Consider the following 22,498-nt stretch of genomic DNA (forward strand, 5'->3'; position numbering starts at 1 on the left):
CAAAAAAGTTCACTCCTTTCGGAATGAACTTTTGATATGATTTAATTACTAAGACTACTCAGCAATAATTTCAAAGTTTACATCAGCTGTAACTGTTCTATGTAAACGAACGGCAGCAGTATACTTACCAGTACGCTTGATAGATCCTCCAGCAATTTTGATGAATTTTCTTTCGATTGAGTGACCAGCTTTACCTAAAGCTTCAGCAACATCAACGTTAGAAATAGAACCAAATAATTTAGTTCCTTGACCTACTTTAGAAGTCAATTTAATTTCTAATCCTTTAATAGCCTCTGCAGTAGCAGTAGCTTCTTCAACTAATTTAGCTTCTTTGTAAGCACGTTGCTTTAAAGTTTCAGCTAATACTTTTTTAGCAGACTCAGTTGCTAAAACAGCTTTTCCTGTAGGAATTAAAAAGTTACGTCCGTAACCGTTCTTCACCTCTACGATATCGTCTGCGAACCCTAAGTTCTCAACGTCTTGTTTTAATATTACTTGCATGATTGTCTACTTATTATTTTAATAAATCACCAACATATGGCATTAAAGCCAAGTGACGAGCTCTCTTGATAGCTTGTGCAACTTTACGTTGATATTTTAAAGAAGTTCCTGTTAAACGTCTTGGTAAAATTTTACCTTGCTCGTTTACTAAGTACATTAAGAAATCTGCATCTTTATAATCGATGTATTTGATTCCTTTTTTCTTAAATCTACAGTATTTAGCTTCTTTTTTAGTTTCAATGTCTAATGGAGTTAAGTATCTTACGTCTCCTTTAGCATTTCCTTTTGCTTGTTGATCAATTGATGCCATAATTACTTCGCAGATTTTAAGTTAGACTTTCTTTTTTCAGCCCATGCAGCAGCGTGCTTATCTAACTTTACAGTTAAATAACGCATTACGCTATCGTCACGTCTAAATTCTAATTCGAAAGGAGAAACAACTTCACCAGCTGCTTTGTACTCAAATAAGTGGTAAAATCCACTTTTTTTCTTTTCGATAGTGTAAGCTAATTTTTTTAGCCCCCAATCTTCCTTATGCAACATTTCGGCACCTTTAGAAACCAAATAGTCCTCGAACTTTTGTACTGTTTCCTTTACCTGAGTATCAGATAAAACGGGATTCAAAATGAAAACAGTTTCGTAATGATTCATAATGATTGTTTTTAATTAATTTAAATCGGCTGCAAATATAGTGATTCTATATGGTTTTACAAAAGTATGTTGTCAAATTCTATTTCCTAATCTTTATAAAAAATTGATCACAAAGCAAGGATATATCTTCCGACAATCTAAATCTTACCACTGCATATAGATAAATAGTTATCAGTAAAAAGGATTTGAGTAAAATATTAATGATAGGATGCAAATTAAATTCCACCCAAATTCCGATAACAGATAGACTAGTGATCAAAAGTAAAGCGCTCCAAGTTTTGGAGGTGGTCGGTTGGATGCTGAATTTAGATTTCACATAGGCTAGTTTAATCGTATTAAATATAAAGACAACTATTAACGTAGATAAAGCCGCACCGTTTATTCCAATAGCCTCAATCAACCAATTGTTTAAAATAATTACGGTAAGTGCCATTCCCAGACCATAAGGCAGTAGTACTTTGTAAAATTTGGAGTTAGATATAATTGACCCGTTGTTTCCTAAAAACATATGATACATTTTTACTAAGGATATCATAAAGACTACCCAAACTCCTTCTGTATAATCTCTAGGCAACAGTTGATATAAGGATGATATATTAGCATTCACCAGAATAAAAATCAATCCAGAAGCTATCAGTAAATTAATAGATGTCTTTTGATACAATTCTAAAACCTTCTCATTGTTATCTTCATTCAAAGCTTTGGCAGTTAAAGGCTGTACAATTTGACTCATTGCTCTACCGGGAATTTCTATAACAGAACCTATGTAAACCGCAACCGCATAAAACGCTACTTGTTCTAACACCTCTTTTTGAGGAATCATAAACTTATCAATATCTAATAAAATAGTGGCTGCTGAACCTGCTAAGATGATGTATAAACTGTATTTTAATATCTCTTTAAAATTGTCGGGTAACTTAAAAGTGAATACTGGTTTGTACAAACGAAATGCAAAAAACATCATGATAAGCATTTGCAAAAAATAAGCTCCTGTTAAACAAAGCACAAATTGATGATTGTTAATCCACTTTAGATAAACTCCTACCAATAAAACAGAAGCCGCTATTCTAACAAAAAGCTCTTTTAAAATATTTCCAAAAACTGATTTTAAATTGACTTTTGCCCAAGCGTAAAAAATCTCAAAATAAGCCGCAGCAATCGCCACCAAAAAAATGAGGTAAGTGTAATTCTTTACCAATGGATTTTTTTCTGACAAAAGACTGGATATTTTATCATAAAAAACTGCTCCAAAAAGGGCTACTGGTATCATTAAAAATAATGGTAACCATAAAACTGTACTTAAAAATCTATCTTTATTAAGTTGATTTTTAAAAGACGAAAAAAACTTAATGATGCTGATGTTTACCCCTAAAGCAATGATGGGTTTCAGTATAAATGCTGTTGATAGTATAAAAGTAACCAACCCGTAATACTTAGGATCTAAAAAGTATACATATAAAAACAACGTATTGATAGCCCCTACAAAAATAGCGACAAACAACGTTAGTGTGTTTTTATAAGATTCTTTTAGAACAATTCCCATGCTGGTTGGTTGTTGGTTGTTGGTTGTTGGTTAAATAAATCTAAAATTACTTTTGTTCTCGACTCCGCTCGAACACCCTGTAGTTTTACTTAATTCTTCTTTTTACGTAAATAATATTTCTCACCATCACGGGTAAAAAGCGTAACTTCTTTAGACTTTTTAAGGTCATCGGGCGGAGTCGAGATGCTTTTCGTTCTCGTCTATTCTCAAATGCTCATTGCTAACAAACTAATTCTTCTATTGCTTTATAAATGGACTCCCCTACTCGTTCACCATACAATGGCATAGAAAAATCTAAATCTTTTGCTGAAAGTCTACGGTATGCCTCAATCATTTGTTTAGAACTTCCTCCAACCAAAGTTGCATAACCGTTCTTAACCAATTCCACCCACTCTGTTTCTTTTCTAGCAATTACACACGCTTTTTTATTAAAAAAAGCTTCTTTTTGCAAACCTCCACTGTCTGTCACCACCAAACTACAATTACTCAATAATGCTAACATATCAAAATAACCCACGGGCTCGATATACGTCAAAGGATATGTTAAATCATGTTTCAACAATATGGCTCTAGTCCTAGGATGTAAAGGCATTACAACTTTTTGTTGTTTATTTACCTCCGTTAAGCCTTCAAAAATTCCTTTTAAAACCTTAATATCATCAGTATTCTCTTGTCTGTGAATCGTTGCCAAGACAAAATTGTTCGCTTTCAAATTTTCGGATTGTAAAATGGTTGCTTTTTCTTTTGATAATTCTCCGTAGAAAGAAACAGCATCTTTCATAATATCTCCTGAGTTTGTAATTTCTATGGCATGCTTATCAAAGCCTTCATTTTTTAAGTTATCGATAGCTGTTTGCGTAGGACACAATAATAAATTAGAAATTCTATCAGTCAGAATTCTATTTACTTCCTCTGGCATAGTCATGTTATAAGATCGTAAACCTGCTTCTACATGAGCAATTTTAATTCCCATTTTTTGTGCTGCCAATGCCCCTGCTAATGTTGAATTTGTGTCTCCATACACTACAACAGCATCGGGTTTTTCAATTAATAAAACTTCTTCTATCTTCTCTAGCATTTGTCCTGTCATAGCTCCATGCCCTAGCCCGTTAACATTTAAATTGTATTTAGGTTTGGGTATTTGCATTTCCTCAAAAAAAACTTTACTCATATTGTCATCGTAGTGTTGACCTGTATGTATAATGACTTCTTGAATTTTGCCATGCTGATTGATAATTCTACTCAGCACCGCAGCTTTCACAAACTGAGGTCTTGCCCCTAATATGGTTACTATTTTTTTCAAACTACTTTTTAATAATTTTTGCTAGCTGTGCTGTTAATGCTTTTCTATGATACTGCGCTACTCCAACAGAACTCACCATCAACGTGCCTTGTTTGTATTGTTGATGTAAATCTACAAGTATTTCTTTTAATTTTTCCACCTCATTAAAATCAACAACAAAACCCGCTTTAGATTTTTCTAAAATCACTGCCAAATCTCCGTCTACAGGAGCAATCGCTAAGACAGGTCTTTTAGCCTGTAAATATTCAAATATTTTACCTGTAACAATTCCTTTAGCACTAGGTACATTATTTACTGCTAATAATAATACTTGCGATTTTTTTTGATATTGACGGACCTCGTCATGAGGTAAGTAGTCAATATATTTTATTTGATGAGATAATCCATAAGCGTTAATGCTTTGCTTAACTTCATCGGCCACTTTTCCTATTAATTGAATAGTCCATTTCAATTTTAATTCGCTAATGGCTCTCCATAAAGCAATAGGATTTCTATCGGCATTTAACATACCGATGTGGGTAATAGTAAAATCCCTATCTAAAGAAGTTGGATGATTGTTTATGGCTCCATCAAAACCATTAGTGATCACATGTACATGATTAGAAAATGAATCATATGCTTTTTTCATGGTATCTCCCACAACAAGCACTTCATCAGCCTGTTGTAAAACTTCTTTTTCTAAATTTTGATGTTTTCTAATTGCTTTTTTTGTTAGTGGTAACTGATGAAAATAATCAATCTCAGTCCACGGATCCCTAAAATCTGCAATCCACTTCATATTCAGTTTGTTTTTTATCCCCAAACCAATCATATGTGTAGTATGTGGAGGCCCTGTAGATATGATAGCGTCAATTTTATGCTCTGATAGGTATTTTGTTAAAAACTTTACCGAAGGTCTAATCCAAAACATTCTAGCATCTGGAATAAAACAATTTGCTCTTACATAAGATGCTATTTTTGAAGCTAGACTTTTTTGAGCTCCTAAAAAACCAGCACTTGTTTTTACCTTTTTCTTTTTTGTAAATATTGATGCTAATTGATAGGGTTCCCAGATAGGTTGCTTTATAATTTCTACTCCCTCTGGAATTTCGTTTTGTAACGTTTCATCCAAAATAGGGTAATCTGGATTTTCAACTGTATACACCACAGGAGTAATTCCAAAATCTTGTAAATATTTTACAAACTTTAACCAACGTTGCACTCCAGACCCTCCTGCTGGTGGCCAATAATATGTAATGATTAGTACTTTCAAAGTTTATAAATGATATACTTGTTTTAATTTTAAACTTTCCTTTTCCCAATTCTCTCCTTGATTCATTACTGCATCAAGGGCATTTTCTTTTTTGTAGTTTAATGAATTACCCTTGTCAAAAATCATGATTGTCTTATCAGCAAAATCTTTAACATCATCAGCTTTAAAAACAATTCCGCAATCGTACTTTTCAACAATTCTTTTTAAGGGCTTGCAAGAACTTACCAATAATAAACTATTACTCATCATAATTTGAAATAATTTGTGAGGAATCGTGTTATCGGTATGCCCATTAGATTTATGTGGAATAATGTTGATGTTTGATTTTTGCATGATGGTAGACACCTCCTGAAAAGGTCTGTACCCTATAAACTTTATGTTTTTCTCTACCTTATACTCAATAACTAACTCTTTTAGCTTTTGCTCAACGCTAACGCTTCCCTTACCTACTAAAAAAAGAGTCGCATTGGGTATTTTATTAACGATTACAGGCATCGCTTTGATAGCGACATCCAAACCTCTATGAGGACCAAAACCTCCAACGTAAGTAATAGAAAAATCTTTATCCGTAATAATATTTTGAGAAATTGTACTTGAAAAATTACTAGCAAATTCTTTTTTCTCGTAGTTAGAGATGACCATCATTTTTTTTGAAGATATCTTAAAGTTACTCATCAATTTTTGCTTCATTTCCTCTACTACACATACGATAACATCATATTTCTCACAGTATTTTTTTTCTTTACGCGACCATAAAATAGGATTCATAAAAATCCAATTTTTGATTTTTATGATTGGATTCTTTTTCCATGCAAACCAAGTTTTTAAGGCCTCTGGATAATTTTCGTGCATATCCAAAATAAGCTTTTTTACTTTATTCTTGAATTTGTAACCCGTGCTTGCTAAAGGCAAATCGTGGATATGTAAAAAATCCACCTCATACCTTTTTAGAACTTTTTTAATTCCAAAATAGAACAACAAATTAATGTCAAAAAAACTTTCGAATATATCGTGTAATCCTTTTTTTGTATGGGTATAATTTTTACCGATTCTGTGAATTAAAACTCCGTTAACTTCCTCTTCTACAAAATCCCCTTTTTTTCTAGGACAAACGACAACTACTTTTAAACCGTCTTGTACCAACGATTCAGCTTCTTTCCTTACTCTTATATCATTTGGATAAGGAGCATCTACTACCATTGCTACGTATTTCATCCTAAAAATTCTTTACATGCAGATAAAATTCTACTTGTTGCATTTCCACCCCATAAATAAGGTATTTCTCCTTTTTTAAAATGACCCTCACTAATAGTTTTCAAGTGTGATAGGATTTTTTCATTATCAAAAGACATCAATTGATTCGTTCCCTTTGTGATTGTAATAGGTCTTTCCGTATTGTTTCTGAGTGTAATACAGGGAATTTTTTGAAAAGTAGTTTCTTCTTGAATTCCACCGCTGTCTGTAATGATGCAAAAAGCATATTTGACTAATTTTTGAAAAGCAAAATAGTTTTGGGGAGGTATAACGTTTAAATTTTCCATGTTCTCTAGTATAGATAGCAGTCCACAGTTATGCAAATTTTTTTCCGTTCTAGGATGCAACGTAAATACAACTTGAATCGTTTTGGTAAGTTCTTTTAACAAACTGACCAGCTTTTGTAAACTCTTTTCTGAATCAACATTTCTTGGCCTGTGCATAGTAACCAGTACATATTTTTCAAACGCAAATTCATCCAACACCATAGAGGCTTCAATTTCATTCTTAAAATGAACTAAAGTATCTATCATCGTGTTTCCGACCCACGCTATTTGATGATCTTTTTTACCTATTTTTTTCAAATTTTCTACACCACTTTCTTCCGTAACAAAGCAAATATCCGAGATTTCATCCACCAAAATTCTATTAATTTCTTCAGGCATTTCTCTGTCAAGACTTCTAAGTCCACTTTCTACATGTCCTAGTTTCACTCCTAATTTATTGGCTGTTAGAGAAGCTGCCAATGTTGAGTTTACGTCTCCCACAGATAATATCATATCTGGCTTAAATTGATGAATTACCTCTTCTAATTTTAAGATAATTTCTCCTATGAGTGTATTGGGTGTTTTCCCACTGATACTTAAGAAATAATCGATTTCAATTCCAAACTGTTTTAAGAAGATGTCAGACATCTTTTCATCGTAATGCTGACCCGTGTGTACAATCCTCAAGTCTATATTTTGATGCAATGCTTGTTTTTTAAACTGTGTAATTTTAACAAAGTTGGGTCTTGTACCTACTACAATTAATATCTTTTTTCTCATTGGTGTGTTTCTAGGAGTATGAATCAAATTATCTCAGTTTCAACCCCATTGTGGTGGTTGACAAAGTTTGTTTTTAATAATGTTCTTTTTGGAAAAATTGATTCGTGTTTTGACTTTATTTCTTACGCTTTTCCATTAAATAAACGCCGAATTCTAAGAGTAGTAGCAAGCCATAACCTATGAGACTGATTACACTTCCTTTTTGTATAACCTCTGGCTCAAATTTAAATTCTATAACATGATTTCCTGCAGGAACATTCATTGCTCTTAATACATAGTTAGCTCGGATATGGTCTGTAAATTTTCCGTCTACGTAGGCATTCCACCCTGGTTGATAGTATATTTCGGAAAACACTACCAATTGCGGTTTTGCAGCTGTGTACTCATAAGTCAATTGATTTGCTTGATAAGACTTTAAAGCCACTCGAGCATCTGTATCTTTAGAAATGTTTTGGACTGTAAACTCGTTGGTATTGATGACAACATCAGTTTTGGAATTAAAATCTGCCAATGCTAAAATTTCTTCGTTGGCATTGTTAACTTTTATAATATGATTCACAAACCAAGCATTTCCATTTGCTTCTGGATTTTGCTGTACTTGCTTCCCCCCTTTTTCTGTAGGTACAATAAAATATTTGGTATGTAACATGTTAAATACCTCCATGTTATTTTTAGCAATATGAAAATCTACCAATTCTTGATATCTTCTTAATTTGGCAGCGTGATAGCCTCCTATAGACTTGTGATAATAAGACGTAGCACCATCATTCATAAAAGAACTCGCTAAATTCACAACTCTGTAATGTCCTTTATCTTGTAAAATCTGTTTATCTACAGTTGATTTGCTAAAAGGCTTTTCAACTTTATAAGCAGGTAAAAAATCTTCGTCATTTACATATCGTCTTGCCACGCTCACCGTATCAAATAACAGTACCAAACCTATTACTAAAATCCCATATTGCTTTTTGATTTTCTGTTGAACTACAGCCCAAACAACTCCTAAAACTATTAAGATTAAAATAACAGACCTAATTCCATCAGCAAGTAAAATGGCTTTTCTATCTGCTTGTAATGCTCCTGAAAAGCCAGGTAGTTGTTGATTGTAGTAAGCATCGTTTACTCCACCAAAAGAATATACAAAACCACCTACAAACACAAAAACCACTAGTAATCCTCCTACGATACTCGCACCCTTTTTGATAGCTTCTAATTTTGTTTTTTTAGATACTTCATCAGAAAACAACTCTTTCAAAGCCAACATTCCTAGCAAAGGAATGGTAATTTCTGCAATAATTTGAATGGAAGATACGGCTCTAAATTTGTTGTATAATGGAATATAATCAATAAAAAAATCGGTGAGAAGTCCAAAATTCTTCCCCCAACTCATCAAAATAGAAAAAATAGTAGCTGCTATCAATCCCTTTTTCATCCATCCATTAACCAAAAAGCATCCAATAAAAAATAACAAAACAAAAACAACACCTATGTAAGCTGGTGCAGCGACAATAGGTTGATCCCCCCAGTAGGTTGGTGCGTTATTAGCGAAATTAGCCGCTTGTTTGGGTCCTATCTTAGAGGATAAAAATTGATAGGTATTAGAATCCTCTCTCAAGGGCTCACTATTGCCCCCCCCAGTAAATCTAGGCACCATCAAATTTAAGGTTTCTAAAATTCCATAACTATACTCTGTAATGTAGTCTTTAGATAAACCCGAAGTAATTTCTTTGGGGCTTCCATTAGGATTTATTGTTAATTCTGATTTGCTTCTAGTACTATTAGATGCGTACTCTTTAGTTGCCAACAGACTTTGCGCATTAATCAATACCCCTACTACCATCGCCAAAATCACAAAAGAAATAGGCTTGATAATTTCTTTTACTTTATTGTTTTTTATGGCATCTGCTGCGTAAAACGCTCCTACAAACAAAAACAGAAACAACATATAGTAAGTCATTTGAGGATGGCTTGCATTAAGCTCCAAACCTGTTGCAACAGCTGTTAGTATAAAACCCAACAAAAACCTTCTTTGAAAAAGCAATAAAACACCCGACAGAACTAAAGGAATATAACCTATAGCATGTGCCTTTGCGTTGTGCCCTACTCCTAAAATAATTACAAAATAGGTGGAAAATCCAAAAGCTAGGGAACCGATTAGAGCCAATTTCCAATCGAACTTAAGTACGGTAAGAAGCACAAAAAAACCAACAAAATATAAAAACAAATAATCTGCTGGTCTAGGTATAAACCGGATCACACTATCTAATTTTTTGATATAATCATGAGGATAGTAGGTGCTTAATTGATAAGACGGCATTCCACCAAAAGCAGCATCTGTCCAGAAAGCTTCTTTCCCGTTTTTTTCTCTAAAATCTTTTAACTCTTTAGACATTCCTCTAAATTGAGCAATATCACTTTGGAATATTTTGTCGCCTCTTAAAACTGGTTTAAAATAAATAAGTGCTACCGCACAAAAGGCTATTAATACGCCTATATAAACAGCTAGCTGTTTGTACTGAAAATTGTTTTTCAACATGTTATTTTTCTTGGTTAATCTACTTCTTCATAATCAACATACTCACCAACATTGTCTTTTATAACGTTTTTATCCTTTGGTTTCTTGTCAATCGTAGTAGTTCCCTCTTTTTGATTGGGTTTTGTTTTAGTGTACTGTTGCCCTGTTTTTTTCTGAACGTAATTTACCAATAAAACTGGAGCAATATACTTCACAAAAAACTTTACAATATAGTAGATCGCTAAAATAATCAGTAGGGTTCTTAAAAAACCTAAAATGCTTGCTTCTTCCATTTATCCTTTCTTTAATCCTTCAAAAATAATAATTTGAAAACGAACCTACCTTGCCCATTTTAAAATATTATATTTACAACTGTATTTTTATTTTAAATTATGAATAGAATATTTAGTCTTCTCTGTGGTTGTTTGTTGTTTACGTCTTTGAGTAATGCACAATACACCAATGTAATTAATGCTAGCAAGCCTGGAAATACCGAAACTCCCTATGCTGTTGGTACCAATGTTTTTCAGTTCGAAAACAAAGCATATGTAGAAAATAATGAACAAAACCGAACCACTACTAAGTCTTTTGGTAATGAGTTCAACTTTAGATACGGTTTTTGGAAGGAACAATTGGAAGCTTCTTTAGTACACGAATTTAGGTCTAGCGAAATTGGTGGTATCAATGATACGGGTACTGAAGTGCTAGCTGTGGGACTAAAATATATGGTTTTCGACTATAGACCTAAAGAAACTGTTGAGATGACCAGGAGTTGGAAAAAAAGACATTCTTTTTTAACCAACGGATTAATTCCTACAGTAGCTGTAAGCGCTCATTTTAACACACCACTCACCAATAGCAGTTTTGGGAATAGCGGAAGTAGCTTTTCTACTGCCATCATTACTCAAAATCATGTATCTAAAAAACTGAGAGTAAACAATCAATTTGAATATAAGTTTATTGGTAGTGACTTACCTGAATTTGTATATTCTTTATCGGGGTCTTACGTTCTTTTCAGAAGATTTAACCCTTATACTGAATTTAAGCTACATCAACTAAGCCCATCTAACGCTGATAGTTTTAAATATTACAGTGTAGGTACTGGAATTCCTTTTTTAATCAACAGAAATTTAGCGGTTGCTGCAAACTTTAACTACAACTTTGGAGAACTTAGAGGTTCAGAGTTTGGAATTCATGCTACTTACCGAATTGATAGACACAAGGATAAATGGATTGATGTGAAAGGTAAAAAAGATGATGATGACGAAGCGGAAATCTCAAAACCTGAACAGCCCGCTGAAAAAGAATTTAAGAAAGAGGCTTTTTTAGATGAAATTGTAGATACTAAAAAACAAGAGAGAGCTAGAAAAAGAGCTGAGAAAGCCGAGGCTAAAAGAAAAAAGAGAGAAGAAAAACTTAAAAAGAAAAAAGAAGAAGTAGATGATGCTTTGTTAAGCTACTAAATTCTTTAGCACATCGTATGATTCTATCTATCAGTGAAGACATTCATGTAGAAGATGTTGCCTATACTTTTGACAAGGAAGAGAGTAGACATCTTATTAAGGTATTAAGACGAAAAGAAGGTGATACTGTTTATATTACCAATGGTCGTGGTTATTTTTTTACCACAGAAATTACTATTGCTAATGAAAAAAAATGCAATGTTAAGATTACCAACGTCGAACATAAAAAAAGTACCCGACCTTTTAAATTGCATATCGCTATTGCTCCTACCAAATTAAATGATAGATACGAGTGGTTTTTAGAAAAAGCAGTTGAGATTGGTGTTGATGAAATAACACCCATCATTTGCAAAAACTCCGAAAGGAAGGTGATTAAAACAGATAGGATGAAAAAAATTATTCAATCTGCTGTTAAGCAATCTTTACAGTGTTATTTACCTGTGTTTAACGAACCTATTAGTTTCGATACTTTTTTAAAAAATCAACACGCAAATCAAAAATTCATCGCACATTGTGAGGATGAAAACAATAAAAAATACTTACAACATATTGCCCAACCCAAAAATGACATTCTAGTTCTTGTTGGGCCTGAAGGAGATTTTACTCCTAAAGAAATAGAGAACGCAATTCACCAAAACTTTATACCCGTTACGCTGGGACACAACAGACTTAGAACGGAAACGGCCGGAGTTTACATAGCATCGTTAATGACCTTATTACAGTAGTTTATGAAAACACAAGATTTACACAAACTGTTTATACAGCAAAAACAAAACTTTACTACAGATACAAGGAAAATTAACAAAGAAGCTATCTTTTTTGCACTCAAAGGAGAGAAATTTAACGCTAATACTTTTGCCAAACAAGCTTTGGAAAAAGGAGCTTCTTACGTAGTGATAGATGAAAGTGAATTTTATATTGATGACAGAACAATACTAGTAGATGATGTATTAGAAAAACTACAACAACTAGCACACTACCATAGAGAGTATTTAGCCATTCCTACTATTGCCTTAACAGGAAGCAATGGTAAAACAACCACTAAAGAGTTAATTAGAGAAATTCTATCAACCCAGTATAAAGTTTCTGCTACTTTGGGAAACTTAAACAATCATATTGGAGTTCCTTTAACGCTACTTAGCATGACCAAAGACACCGAAATGGGTATTGTGGAAATGGGGGCCAATCACTTAAAAGAAATTCAACATTTGTGTTTTATAGCCGCTCCTAATTTTGGGTATATTACCAATTTTGGAAAAGCACATTTAGAAGGCTTTGGTTCTGAAGAGGGTATTGTTCAAGGAAAATCTGAAATGTATGATTATATAGCAAACTCTGAGGGAAAAGCTTTTGTAAACCTACAAGAACAAAGAATGGTAGAGCAAGCTGACCTGTGCAATTGCATTTGGATAGACCCTCACGAAACTCCGCTTTTGGAGCTTACACCTTGTGTGCAAATAGCATATAACAACAGCGTAATTCAAAGTAATTTAATTGGCAAATACAATTACAACAACATTATTGCTGCCATCAAAATTGGAGACTATTTTAACATCGATGATCGTAACATTAAAAAAGCAATAGAAAGCTATATTCCTACGAACAATAGATCGCAAATTATAGAAAAAAACAGCAATCAAATTATATTGGATGCTTATAACGCGAATCCAACTAGTATGGAAGCCGCAATCGACAACTTAAACTCTCTATCAGACGAAAAAAAAGTAGTGATTCTTGGAGATATGTTTGAACTTGGAGAGGCAACTCATAAGGAGCATGCCCAAATAGTATCTAAAGCCTTAAGCTGTAATTTTAACACGGTTGTTTTCGTGGGTCAACATTTTTATGAACACAAGCAAAATGGAGCTACTTTCTATTTGTCTTTTGAAGATTTACAAAAAGATGGAAATATAAAATGTAATCGTTCAACTATTTTAATTAAAGGTTCTAGAGGGATGGCTTTAGAAAGAGTTTTAGAGCTTATTTAAAGTTTTTGAGCCTCATTTCATATAAGTTCATATTCATATCAAAAGAGTTAATCTTAAGTGCTTTATCTCTGTAAGTTTGTATTATACAACGATGTTTAAACCGATACACATCAAAAAAGTATCAATCTAAAAATATTTATACAAATGAAAACAGCACAAGAAACAATTACAGAAAATTTACAAGGATTACTAACAAGAACACACGATTCAATCTTAGGATTCGAAAAAGCAAGTGATAAGACAAAACATATTGGACTTAAAACTTATTTTAAGACCAAAGCTTCTCAGAGAAGATTGTTTGCAAGCGAAATAGAAAATGAAATTACTCGAATGGGAGAAAGTTTCGATTCCGATTCTAGTACCTTAGGAGCTACTCACAGAGCTTGGATGGACTTAAAGGCTTACTTTACTGATGACAATGCAGAAGCGATGTTAGAAGAATCTATTACTGGAGAAAAGAAAGCTATTGATGATTACAAAGATGTAATTTACGATACTGATACACCACCTTCTATCAAAGAGATTTTAAAAAGTCAAATGATGAAGATAGAAGAAGGATTAAAAACTATTAAAACGTTAGAGGATATTAAATAATATTTTATCTGTTTTAAAAAAAAGCTAGTTACCCAAAAGGTAACTAGCTTTTTTTGTGCGTATAGGTTAGCAATTTGTGGCATGTTCTTTGGAATCTAACTCATGTTAGGTTTCAAAGAACACAGAAACAAGTATTCATTTAAATTTAGACATTATGAAGAAAATATTCACACTTTGCCTTTTTTCCTTTTTCACTTTTACGAGTTTGTATGCTGCAAACCAAAACTCCAAGTACGAACAACCTTTTGTATTTGTTGAAAAAGGTGTAGAATACGCTGTTTTTAAAAATGGCGAATTTGATTTTAATATACTTAATAATTCATCTTCTCAGGTTTATTCTAGAGCTCGAAACCTCAATATCAGTTTTAATTCAGGATGCAATTACACTCCGTATGTCCAAAGAAACAGATACGGAGACGTCACAGCTATCAACCGAACGAATATTTTTTACGACGGATTTGGGAGAGTAATTCAAATAGGAAACATCAGTATTGATTACAATCGATACGGTTACTTATGCGCTATAGGGGGCTTATATATTAATTATCAAAATTACGGCAATCAATACACTTGCTCTGGTTATATAAATAGTGTAAATCACTATTACAAACCTGTCTATAATAGTTATCAAAGACCTACCATTCATCACCACTTATATCAACCCAAGCGAATTATTTCTAAATCTTATGTTTACAACAGACCCAGTATTAAGTACAGAAAGTACGATAATTATAATAGTGGCAAACGTAGAATAACCAGAAAAGAGTACAATAACGATAGGAATAACAATCGATCTAAGAAGTTCTACTCGACAACTTACAACGAGAAAAATAAAAATCGAAGAAGACGTTAATTAAAAAAAGAGGATACTCAATCAAGTATCCTCTTTGTAATTTATTTTATCAAGTGCTTTTTATGATAGGCAATCATATTATCAATAGGTCTTTGTATGGAACCTGCGAACTGTAGGTTGTATTTATTAGCAACCTTAGCTACAATATCAGCAAAAAAATAAGCAATCGAACCAATAAAATAGACAGGTGTTTCCTTTCCCTTTTGATAAGGTAAAATTCTGTACCTAAAAAACTCGTCTACCCCTTCTTCTATCATAGTACTAATATAAATATGTTCTTTAAAGTCGAACATAAAAGCAGCGTGGGTAGCCAAAAATGTATTGGGAGCATCACCCTTGTACAATTCACTTTTGATGTAATCGTCTTCCATATTATGCTTTTCTTGAAACCTAACTCTGATTTCATCTGGCATAATTTTATAATAATAATCCCTGATTAGTTTTTTCCCAAAGTAATTCCCACTTGCCTCATCCATAATAGCCCAACCCAAGGAAGTAGTACAGTTGTGAATGTTTTTACCATCGAAATAACAACTATTAGAACCTGTACCCAAAATACACACAATGGCTGGCTCTGCCTCCGATGCAGCATATACGGCTCCCAACATATCTTCAGCTACTACAATATCAGCATTTACAAAAATTTCCTGAAAAACTTTTTTTAGAGTAGCGATAGCTTTAGGAGTTCCACACCCGGCTCCGTAGAAAAAAACACGGGTTACTTCTTCTCTAGATTCGTGTAAATTTATATTCCCTAAAATTCTTTCCTTTAAAATATCTTCGTCAACAATAGCAGGGTTTAAACCTTCTGTTTTTGTTTTGTATTTATCTGTCTTGTCTGAGTTTAAGGCAAACCAATCAACTTTGGTGGAACCGCCATCAGCAATTAATATCATAATCTTTTATTTTAATTCTTAACTAGCGTAGTAGCAAAAGTAAATATACAAAGACCCCATAAAAAAAAGCTGTTTTGACGAATCAAAACAGCTTTTATATTTATAAAATAGAGGACGATTTATTTCCCTTCCATTTTTTTCTTCAAGTCAGCCAATCCAGCGATATCTCCAAAAGTAGATTTTTCTGCAGATTCAACTTTTTTAGCCTGAGCTTTAATGTTCTTAGCTTCAGCTTCTTTAAAAGTAGCTGTGTGAGAAGCAACAATTCTTCTAAATTCTTTAGAGAACTCAATTACTTTAAAAATTGCAGTATCTCCTTTTCCAATTTTAGAACCGTCTTCTTTTTCTAATAAACGTCCTGGTACAAATGCCTCAACACCTCCAGCGAATTCTACTACAGCTCCTTTATCAGTTTTCTCTTTTACTGTTCCTTCGTGATCAGTATTTAAAGCGAAAGTAGCTTCGTGAGCATCCCAAGGGTTATCTTGAGTTTGTTTGTGTCCTAAGTTTAATTTTCTGTTTTCAGTATCTAATTCTAATACTTGAACATCTAATTTATCTCCTACAGCCACAAAGTCTGATGGGTGCTTAATTTTCTTAGTCCAAGATAGGTCAGAAATGTATACCAAACCATCAATTCCTTCTTCTAGTTCAACAAACACACCAAAGTTAGTGTAGTTACGAACCACTCCGTTATGTGTAGAACCTACAGGATATTTAGAAGTAATATCAGCCCATGGATCTGGGTGTAATTGCTTAATACCTAATGACATTTTACGCTCTTCTCTGTCTAAAGTTAAGATTTGAGCATCAACCTCATCTCCTACTTTTACAAAATCTTGTGCAGAACGCAAGTGTGTAGACCAAGACATTTCAGAAACGTGAATTAATCCTTCAACTCCTTCAGCAACTTCGATAAACGCACCGTAGTCAGCTAAAACAACAACTTTTCCTTTTACTTTATCACCAACAGATAAGTCAGCATTTAAAGCATCCCAAGGATGTTGAGACAATTGCTTTAATCCTAATTGGATTCTAGTTTTCTTGTCATCAAAGTCTAAAATTACAACGTTTAATTTTTGATCTAATTCAACTACCTCAGATGGGTGATTGATTCTAGACCAAGATAAGTCTGTAATGTGAATTAAACCATCTACTCCTCCTAAATCTACGAATACACCGTAAGAAGTAACGTTTTTCACGATACCTTCTAATACCTGACCTTTTTCCAATCCAGAGATAATTTCTCTCTTCTGAACTTCGATATCAGCCTCGATAAGCGCTTTGTGAGATACAACAACGTTTTTAAATTCATGGTTGATTTTGACCACTTTGAATTCCATTGTCTTGTCTACATACTGATCGTAATCTCTAATTGGCTTCACATCAATTTGAGATCCTGGTAAAAATGCTTCAATTCCAAAAACATCAACAATCATACCTCCTCTAGTTCTACACTTAACGTATCCGTTAACTACTTCACCAGATTCTTGAGCAGCAATAACTCTATCCCAAGCTTTGATTACTCTTGCTTTTTTGTGAGACAATACTAATTGTCCTGAGTGATCTTCTCTTCTATCAACTAAAACCTCTACAGTATCTCCAACAGCTAAGTTAGGATTGTAGCGGAATTCGTTTAAAGAAATAACTCCTTCTGATTTAGAGTTAATATCGATGATCGCATCACGGTCTGTAATACGAACAACTGTTCCTTCTATTACATCACGCTCATTAACAAAACCTACAGTTCCTTCTAATGCAGCATCAAACTCTTTTAATTGAGCCTCATCAACCTCATCAATACCTTCTTCGTATTTATGCCAGTTAAAATCTGCTAAAAATTGTTGTGGGTCTACTTGTACAGTTTCTTGCTCTTGCGCTTCAACTGCGTTTGTGTTTTCTTCAGACATGTGTCTAAATAAATTTGTATTTAACTAATAGTCAGTTATAATGCGAGTGAATATTGCTAAAGATGTTATAAATATGATTTGTTTTCCTTTTTATATAAACCTAGCTCGCTAAAAAGGATTGCAAATATACAATTTTTATTTTAGTAAAAAATCCACTAATTCATTTTTTAGACGCTACAATGTAACCCTAACCGCCTCCTTTATAGAATTTGTTAGTTTACTTGTTTTCAAACTGATTTATCCCTTCCGTCAACCAGCTTAAATATTCGCTAACGTTAGGATTATAACCTATAGGACTGTTTAAATCATTCCCCATAGCATCGGTGATTACATAAAATGGCTGTGCATTGGTTTTGTACTTTACTTCTTGCAACTCAGACCACTTTTGTCCTTTGTACTTGTAAGGTTTACCTGTACGCTTAGAAATTTCTTGTTCTTCAAATTGCTGTCTATCGTCTACGTGTAAAGAAATTAGTACCACATCACTTTGCAACAGCTTTAACACCTTAGCATCCGCCCACACGTTTTGCTCCATTTTTCTACAATTCACGCAGGCATAACCTGTAAAATCTAACAAAGCTGGTTTGTTTACTTTTTTTGCATGAGCCAATCCCTTTTCGTAGTCATTAAACGCTAAAATGTTATATGGCTCTAAGAGATGTGCCCCTTCTGGCAACTCTTTTAGTCGATTATTTAAATCTCTATCATTGAATCTTGTGATAGATTCACTATACTCTAAAGGAGGTACAAAGGCTCCAACCAATTTAACGGGGGACCCGAACAATCCTGGAATCAAATAAACAACGAACACAAAACTTATCATGGCCAGCACAAGTCTGGTTACAGATAATTGTTCAACTGCTTGATAATCGTGAGGTAATCTTATTTTTCCTAGTAAATAGAGTCCTAACATTAAAAATAGAACAATCCATATAGCAATAAAAACTTCTCTTTCTAACCAATGTGCTTGCATCACCAAATCAGCATTCGACAAAAATTTGAATGCTAGGGCCAGTTCTAAAAAGCCTAATACTACTTTTACCGTGTTTAGCCATCCTCCTGATTTTGGTAAAGAATTCATCCAGCCTGGGAAAATAGCGAACATGGTAAACGGTAAGGCAATTGCCAAAGAAAACCCTAACATAGAAATAATAGGTGCAATGCCTCCGTGTGCTGCGGACTCTACCAGTGCTGTACCTACAATGGGACCCGTACAAGAAAACGAAACTACAGCCAAGGCCAAGGCCATAAAAAAGATTCCTACAAGCCCTCCTCTATCTGCTTTTTCATCCAATTTAGTTCCCCAAGAACTTGGCAACACCAATTCGTATGCTCCTAAAAAAGACAAGGCAAAAAAGACTAAAATCACAAAAAACGCAATATTAAAAACCACGCTGGTAGATAATTTATTTAAAGAATCTGCTCCAAAAGCTCCTACCACTAATGACCCCAGCAATACGTAAATAACAATAATACTAACTCCATAAATAATTGCATTTCTTATACCAACTACTTTATTTTTACTTTGTTTGGTAAAAAAGCTTACTGTCATTGGAATCATAGGGAACACACATGGGGTAAACAATGCTGAAAGCCCTGCTAAAAAACTTAGTAAAAACAACATCCAGTAACTTTGTTTTTTGTTGTTCTTATCCACTTTGCTCACAACTTCATTTTGTTCTTTTGTACTAGAATCTACTCTTTTTACAGAAGAGACATCGTAAATTAAATCTACCTCTTTAGGGGGTAAACACATTTCATCGTTACACACCATATACTCTACCGATGCCTTTATTTCATTCTCTGCTGAATTCAATATTATTTTTTGTTCAAATCTAGCCTTCTCCTCAAAATACTTGAGTTCCATTTCAAACGTAGGGTCATTTACAACTTCCCCCTCTTCTTCTAAAGTAGCTCCATCTAATTTTAGTTCTTTAGGGTAATAGAACGTAGTAGGAATAGGACCTCCTTCTTTGATATCTTGCGCGTATAAATGCCAACCCTGTTCAATGTGAGCTACAGACACCAATACAATCTCTCCTTCTTTATTTTGCTCAACAGAAGTTGTCCAAGTTACAGGATTAAAGACTTGTGCAGAAGTCGTAAAAAATGTGAATATCAAAAGGCATTTGAACCATGCTGTTCTTAGTTTCATAAAAAGTAAATTTAAATGTAAGACGATATATTTTTCTTTTATTTACACAACAAACTTATAAAATAGGAAGTAATAATAATTTTATATTTTTATAAGTATTAGACAAGCATTTTAACGATTCTTCTTTGGTTTTGTAATAAACCTCAGTAATTCCTTCTTCCTCTTGAGGGATTAATTCTTGATTTTGCTGATGGGTGTACATTTTAAACCAATAAGTAACTTTCATTATATTTTTTTCTTGATGAAAGAACACATGATAAGTAGTTGGTAATGGTTTATCAATCACTAAGCCGCTCACATTACACTCCTCTTCAACCTCTCTCATCGCTGCCAATTCCTTTGACTCTCCTTTTTCTATGTGTCCTTTGGGTAAATCCCATTTACCAAACCTGTGAATCCATAGATAACTACCTGATTTGTTTTGCACTACCCCACCCGCGGCTTCTCTAACCTCAAAGTTTTCTAAAAAACTTAACCAATCATTAGGCAAATTCTCACAAATAACATTTATTTTTACCGAAGGATTCTCTTGAATCTCACTAACAAAAAAATGAAAATCTAGTTCCTGATATTTTATCGTTTTAAACCCGTCTAAAACGGTATCGTTATCAGTAAAAAAAACAGGAATTTCATTAATAAAAACTTTATACATTTGCCTCATGATTTTTGACAAAGATACAGCAAATAATACCGCAGAGCAGCTTTTAAAAATTAAAGCTATTAAACTACAACCTAACGATCCTTTTACATGGGCATCTGGTTGGAAATCGCCAATATACTGCGACAATAGAATAACGCTTTCTTACCCTGCCATAAGAAATTTTTTAAGAATTAATATGGCCAAAGCTATTGAAGATAAGTACGGTAAGCCAGACGTAATTGCAGGAGTTGCTACTGGTGCAATTGCCATTGGTGTACTTATTGCTCAAGAACTGGGAGTACCTTTTGTTTACGTTAGGCCAGAACCCAAAAAACACGGAAGAAAAAACCAAATTGAGGGCTACCTAGAAAAAGGCTCTAACGTAGTGGTGGTAGAGGATTTAATCAGTACTGGTAAAAGTAGTTTACAGGCAGTAGAAGCTCTAAAAGAAGCGGACGTAAATGTAAAAGGAATGATGGCTATTTTTACTTATGGATTTCCCGTTGCTGATGAAAATTTTGAAAAAGCTAATATAGATTTGACAACGTTAAGCAACTACAAAATTTTGCTAGAACAAGCTGTAAAAGACAACTACATTACCCCTACTGAGTTGGCATTGGTACAAACTTGGAGAAAAGCTCCTGACCAGTGGACTAACGAAGAAGACTAAAAAACAATTACACCGCAATACCAAGCATCTTAATTTTAAGATGCTTTTTGCTTTCTTAGAAAAAATAACAATTTATGAAACTTGAAACTCCGATTGTACATATTCAAAAATCTTCAGTGTCTGTTTTCAATTATTTAAGTGATTTACAAAATTTTGAATCTATGATGCCTGATAACATCGAAAAGTTTGAAGCTGATAAAGATTCATTTTTGTTTGCCTTGTCTGGAATGCCAGAAATAAGACTGCTTTTAAAAGAGACAACACCACACGAAACTATTGTTTTTGGAGCAGCATCTGGAAAATTAGATTTTAGCCTGACCTTTGTTTTAAAAGCAGTAGCCGAAAACAATACTAAAGCACAACTTTTTTTTGACGGCAAATTTAACCCTATGATGGCTATGATGGTAAAAAAGCCTTTGACTAATTTTATCAATACACTAAGCGAAAACTTAAAAAGAATCTAAAGAAAAGTAATTTCTTTCACAGCATAATCATAAATCAACTCATCCTCTTTTTCGACTTTCAATAAGCCGCTAGGAGTAACATCTATAATTTTACCCATAAAAACTTCTTCATCTTGGTCTCTAAACATAGAAGGAGTTTTTAGTTTGTACAGGTTTGCCATATAATCTTTTTTAATTTGTTCTTGATGGCTTAAAATATACTCCTTGTTTACGACGCTTTCAAACTCGTTCAAAATTGCTTCTAACAATACTTCTTTAGAATAATCTAATCCTGTAATGAGTGACATAGAAGTTACATTCGATAAAAAACTTGGAAAACTAAGCTGATTGACATTTAAACCTATTCCTATAAAAGTAGATGCCACTCTCCCATTTTTAATCACATTTTCTACCAATATGCCCGCTAGCTTGTCGTTGTATGACATTATGTCGTTAGGCCACTTTACTTGTATTTTAGTGTGATTATTTAAATATACTTTTAAGACTTCTGCTAATTTGGTAGCAACTAAAAAACTGATCAAAGGTTGATATTTTATATCCAACTCCTTTAAACACACGTAAGTGGTGAATAATAAATTTTTACCATCTGCAGAATGCCACTTTGTATTCATCTGTCCAACACCGTCAGATTGTACATCGGCAACCACTGTTGTAAAATTTTCTAACTCGTTATTTTTTGCCAATTCCTTTAAAAAAAGGCTTGTAGAGTCGATGGCATTAAGTTTGATTAAGTTCACCTATAAATTATAATTATATTAGCATTAAGAATCGTTTGAAAATCGATAACTTTGCTACAAAACTAA

The 22,498-nt window shown here is 33.5% G+C and carries 22 protein-coding genes; 7 read left to right on the forward strand and 15 right to left on the reverse strand.

Going from position 1 to position 22,498, the window contains the following annotated elements; genetic code table 11:
- Positions 1-54: 54 nt before the first annotated feature.
- The 10 genes from rplI to ACXGQW_RS01175 all read right to left on the reverse strand — a co-directional run bounded on the left by rplI (position 55) and on the right by ACXGQW_RS01175 (position 10,355).
- The gene (gene rplI / locus ACXGQW_RS01130) at positions 55-501 is read right to left on the reverse strand and encodes a 50S ribosomal protein L9 (RefSeq protein WP_457823271.1); all 447 of its coding nucleotides are present in this window, start codon (positions 499-501) and stop codon (positions 55-57) included.
- Positions 502-514: 13 nt separating this feature from the next.
- Positions 515-811 carry a 30S ribosomal protein S18 gene (gene rpsR, locus ACXGQW_RS01135; protein WP_457823272.1) on the reverse strand — a complete coding sequence of 99 codons (297 nt, stop codon included), beginning with the start codon at positions 809-811 and terminating at the stop codon, positions 515-517.
- A gap of 2 nt (positions 812-813) precedes the next feature.
- Positions 814-1,152, reverse strand: coding sequence for a 30S ribosomal protein S6 (gene rpsF, locus ACXGQW_RS01140; protein WP_457823273.1), 339 nt, complete (start codon positions 1,150-1,152; stop codon positions 814-816).
- A 79-nt stretch (positions 1,153-1,231) separates the two neighbouring features.
- Positions 1,232-2,695, reverse strand: a complete 1,464-nt coding sequence (locus tag ACXGQW_RS01145) for a lipopolysaccharide biosynthesis protein (protein ID WP_457823274.1) — start codon at positions 2,693-2,695, stop codon at positions 1,232-1,234.
- Between the two features lie 220 nt (positions 2,696-2,915).
- Positions 2,916-3,998 (reverse strand): non-hydrolyzing UDP-N-acetylglucosamine 2-epimerase, encoded by a 1,083-nt coding sequence (gene wecB, locus ACXGQW_RS01150; protein ID WP_457823275.1) that lies wholly within the window; start codon positions 3,996-3,998, stop codon positions 2,916-2,918.
- A 1-nt stretch (position 3,999) separates the two neighbouring features.
- A complete protein-coding gene (locus ACXGQW_RS01155; RefSeq protein ID WP_457823276.1) occupies positions 4,000-5,250 on the reverse strand; it encodes a glycosyltransferase family 4 protein in 1,251 nt (416 codons plus the stop codon).
- A gap of 3 nt (positions 5,251-5,253) precedes the next feature.
- Positions 5,254-6,465, reverse strand: coding sequence for a glycosyltransferase (locus ACXGQW_RS01160; RefSeq protein WP_457823277.1), 1,212 nt, complete (start codon positions 6,463-6,465; stop codon positions 5,254-5,256).
- Positions 6,462-7,550: a non-hydrolyzing UDP-N-acetylglucosamine 2-epimerase gene (gene wecB / locus ACXGQW_RS01165; protein WP_457823278.1), complete on the reverse strand. Its 1,089-nt coding sequence runs from the start codon at positions 7,548-7,550 to the stop codon at positions 6,462-6,464. Before wecB (ACXGQW_RS01165) ends, ACXGQW_RS01160 begins: the two co-directional genes overlap by 4 nt.
- A gap of 115 nt (positions 7,551-7,665) precedes the next feature.
- Positions 7,666-10,083, reverse strand: a complete 2,418-nt coding sequence (locus ACXGQW_RS01170) for a YfhO family protein (RefSeq protein ID WP_457823279.1) — start codon at positions 10,081-10,083, stop codon at positions 7,666-7,668.
- 14 nt (positions 10,084-10,097) lie between these two features.
- Positions 10,098-10,355 carry a DUF4834 domain-containing protein gene (locus ACXGQW_RS01175; RefSeq protein ID WP_457823280.1) on the reverse strand — a complete coding sequence of 86 codons (258 nt, stop codon included), beginning with the start codon at positions 10,353-10,355 and terminating at the stop codon, positions 10,098-10,100.
- 99 nt (positions 10,356-10,454) lie between these two features.
- Between ACXGQW_RS01175 and ACXGQW_RS01180 the strand changes: the two genes are divergently transcribed.
- The 5 genes from ACXGQW_RS01180 (at position 10,455) to ACXGQW_RS01200 (ending at position 14,960) form a co-directional block, all read left to right on the forward strand.
- Positions 10,455-11,525: a hypothetical protein gene (locus ACXGQW_RS01180; RefSeq protein WP_457823281.1), complete on the forward strand. Its 1,071-nt coding sequence runs from the start codon at positions 10,455-10,457 to the stop codon at positions 11,523-11,525.
- Between the two features lie 17 nt (positions 11,526-11,542).
- Positions 11,543-12,250, forward strand: a complete 708-nt coding sequence (locus ACXGQW_RS01185; protein WP_457823282.1) for a 16S rRNA (uracil(1498)-N(3))-methyltransferase — start codon at positions 11,543-11,545, stop codon at positions 12,248-12,250.
- 3 nt (positions 12,251-12,253) lie between these two features.
- The gene (locus ACXGQW_RS01190; RefSeq protein WP_457823283.1) at positions 12,254-13,513 is read left to right on the forward strand and encodes a UDP-N-acetylmuramoyl-tripeptide--D-alanyl-D-alanine ligase; all 1,260 of its coding nucleotides are present in this window, start codon (positions 12,254-12,256) and stop codon (positions 13,511-13,513) included.
- Positions 13,514-13,657: 144 nt separating this feature from the next.
- The gene (locus ACXGQW_RS01195) at positions 13,658-14,107 is read left to right on the forward strand and encodes a ferritin-like domain-containing protein (RefSeq protein WP_457823284.1); all 450 of its coding nucleotides are present in this window, start codon (positions 13,658-13,660) and stop codon (positions 14,105-14,107) included.
- 154 nt (positions 14,108-14,261) lie between these two features.
- Positions 14,262-14,960, forward strand: a complete 699-nt coding sequence (locus ACXGQW_RS01200) for a hypothetical protein (RefSeq protein ID WP_457823285.1) — start codon at positions 14,262-14,264, stop codon at positions 14,958-14,960.
- A gap of 41 nt (positions 14,961-15,001) precedes the next feature.
- Here ACXGQW_RS01200 and ACXGQW_RS01205 read toward each other — a convergent pair whose 3' ends face one another.
- The 4 genes from ACXGQW_RS01205 to ACXGQW_RS01220 all read right to left on the reverse strand — a co-directional run bounded on the left by ACXGQW_RS01205 (position 15,002) and on the right by ACXGQW_RS01220 (position 20,573).
- Positions 15,002-15,856: an N-acetylglucosamine kinase gene (locus ACXGQW_RS01205; protein WP_457823286.1), complete on the reverse strand. Its 855-nt coding sequence runs from the start codon at positions 15,854-15,856 to the stop codon at positions 15,002-15,004.
- 119 nt (positions 15,857-15,975) lie between these two features.
- Positions 15,976-17,766, reverse strand: a complete 1,791-nt coding sequence (rpsA, locus tag ACXGQW_RS01210) for a 30S ribosomal protein S1 (RefSeq protein ID WP_457823287.1) — start codon at positions 17,764-17,766, stop codon at positions 15,976-15,978.
- 217 nt (positions 17,767-17,983) lie between these two features.
- A complete protein-coding gene (locus ACXGQW_RS01215) occupies positions 17,984-19,921 on the reverse strand; it encodes a cytochrome c biogenesis protein CcdA (RefSeq protein WP_457823288.1) in 1,938 nt (645 codons plus the stop codon).
- A gap of 55 nt (positions 19,922-19,976) precedes the next feature.
- Entirely contained in the window at positions 19,977-20,573 is a 597-nt protein-coding gene (locus tag ACXGQW_RS01220) for an NUDIX hydrolase (protein WP_457823289.1), read from the reverse strand.
- A 7-nt stretch (positions 20,574-20,580) separates the two neighbouring features.
- Between ACXGQW_RS01220 and pyrE the strand changes: the two genes are divergently transcribed.
- Both pyrE and ACXGQW_RS01230 read left to right on the forward strand, forming a co-directional pair.
- Complete coding sequence (pyrE, locus tag ACXGQW_RS01225) at positions 20,581-21,231, forward strand: orotate phosphoribosyltransferase (protein WP_457823290.1); 651 nt, start codon at positions 20,581-20,583, stop codon at positions 21,229-21,231.
- A 74-nt stretch (positions 21,232-21,305) separates the two neighbouring features.
- Positions 21,306-21,695 (forward strand): SRPBCC family protein, encoded by a 390-nt coding sequence (locus ACXGQW_RS01230; protein ID WP_457823291.1) that lies wholly within the window; start codon positions 21,306-21,308, stop codon positions 21,693-21,695.
- On the opposite strand, the gene ACXGQW_RS01235 is transcribed toward ACXGQW_RS01230, so the two are convergent.
- Complete coding sequence (locus ACXGQW_RS01235) at positions 21,692-22,432, reverse strand: biotin--[acetyl-CoA-carboxylase] ligase (protein ID WP_457823292.1); 741 nt, start codon at positions 22,430-22,432, stop codon at positions 21,692-21,694. The genes ACXGQW_RS01230 and ACXGQW_RS01235 overlap by 4 nt on opposite strands.
- Between the last annotated feature and the right edge of the window lie 66 nt (positions 22,433-22,498).

Source organism: Wenyingzhuangia sp. IMCC45533, assembly GCF_054111225.1.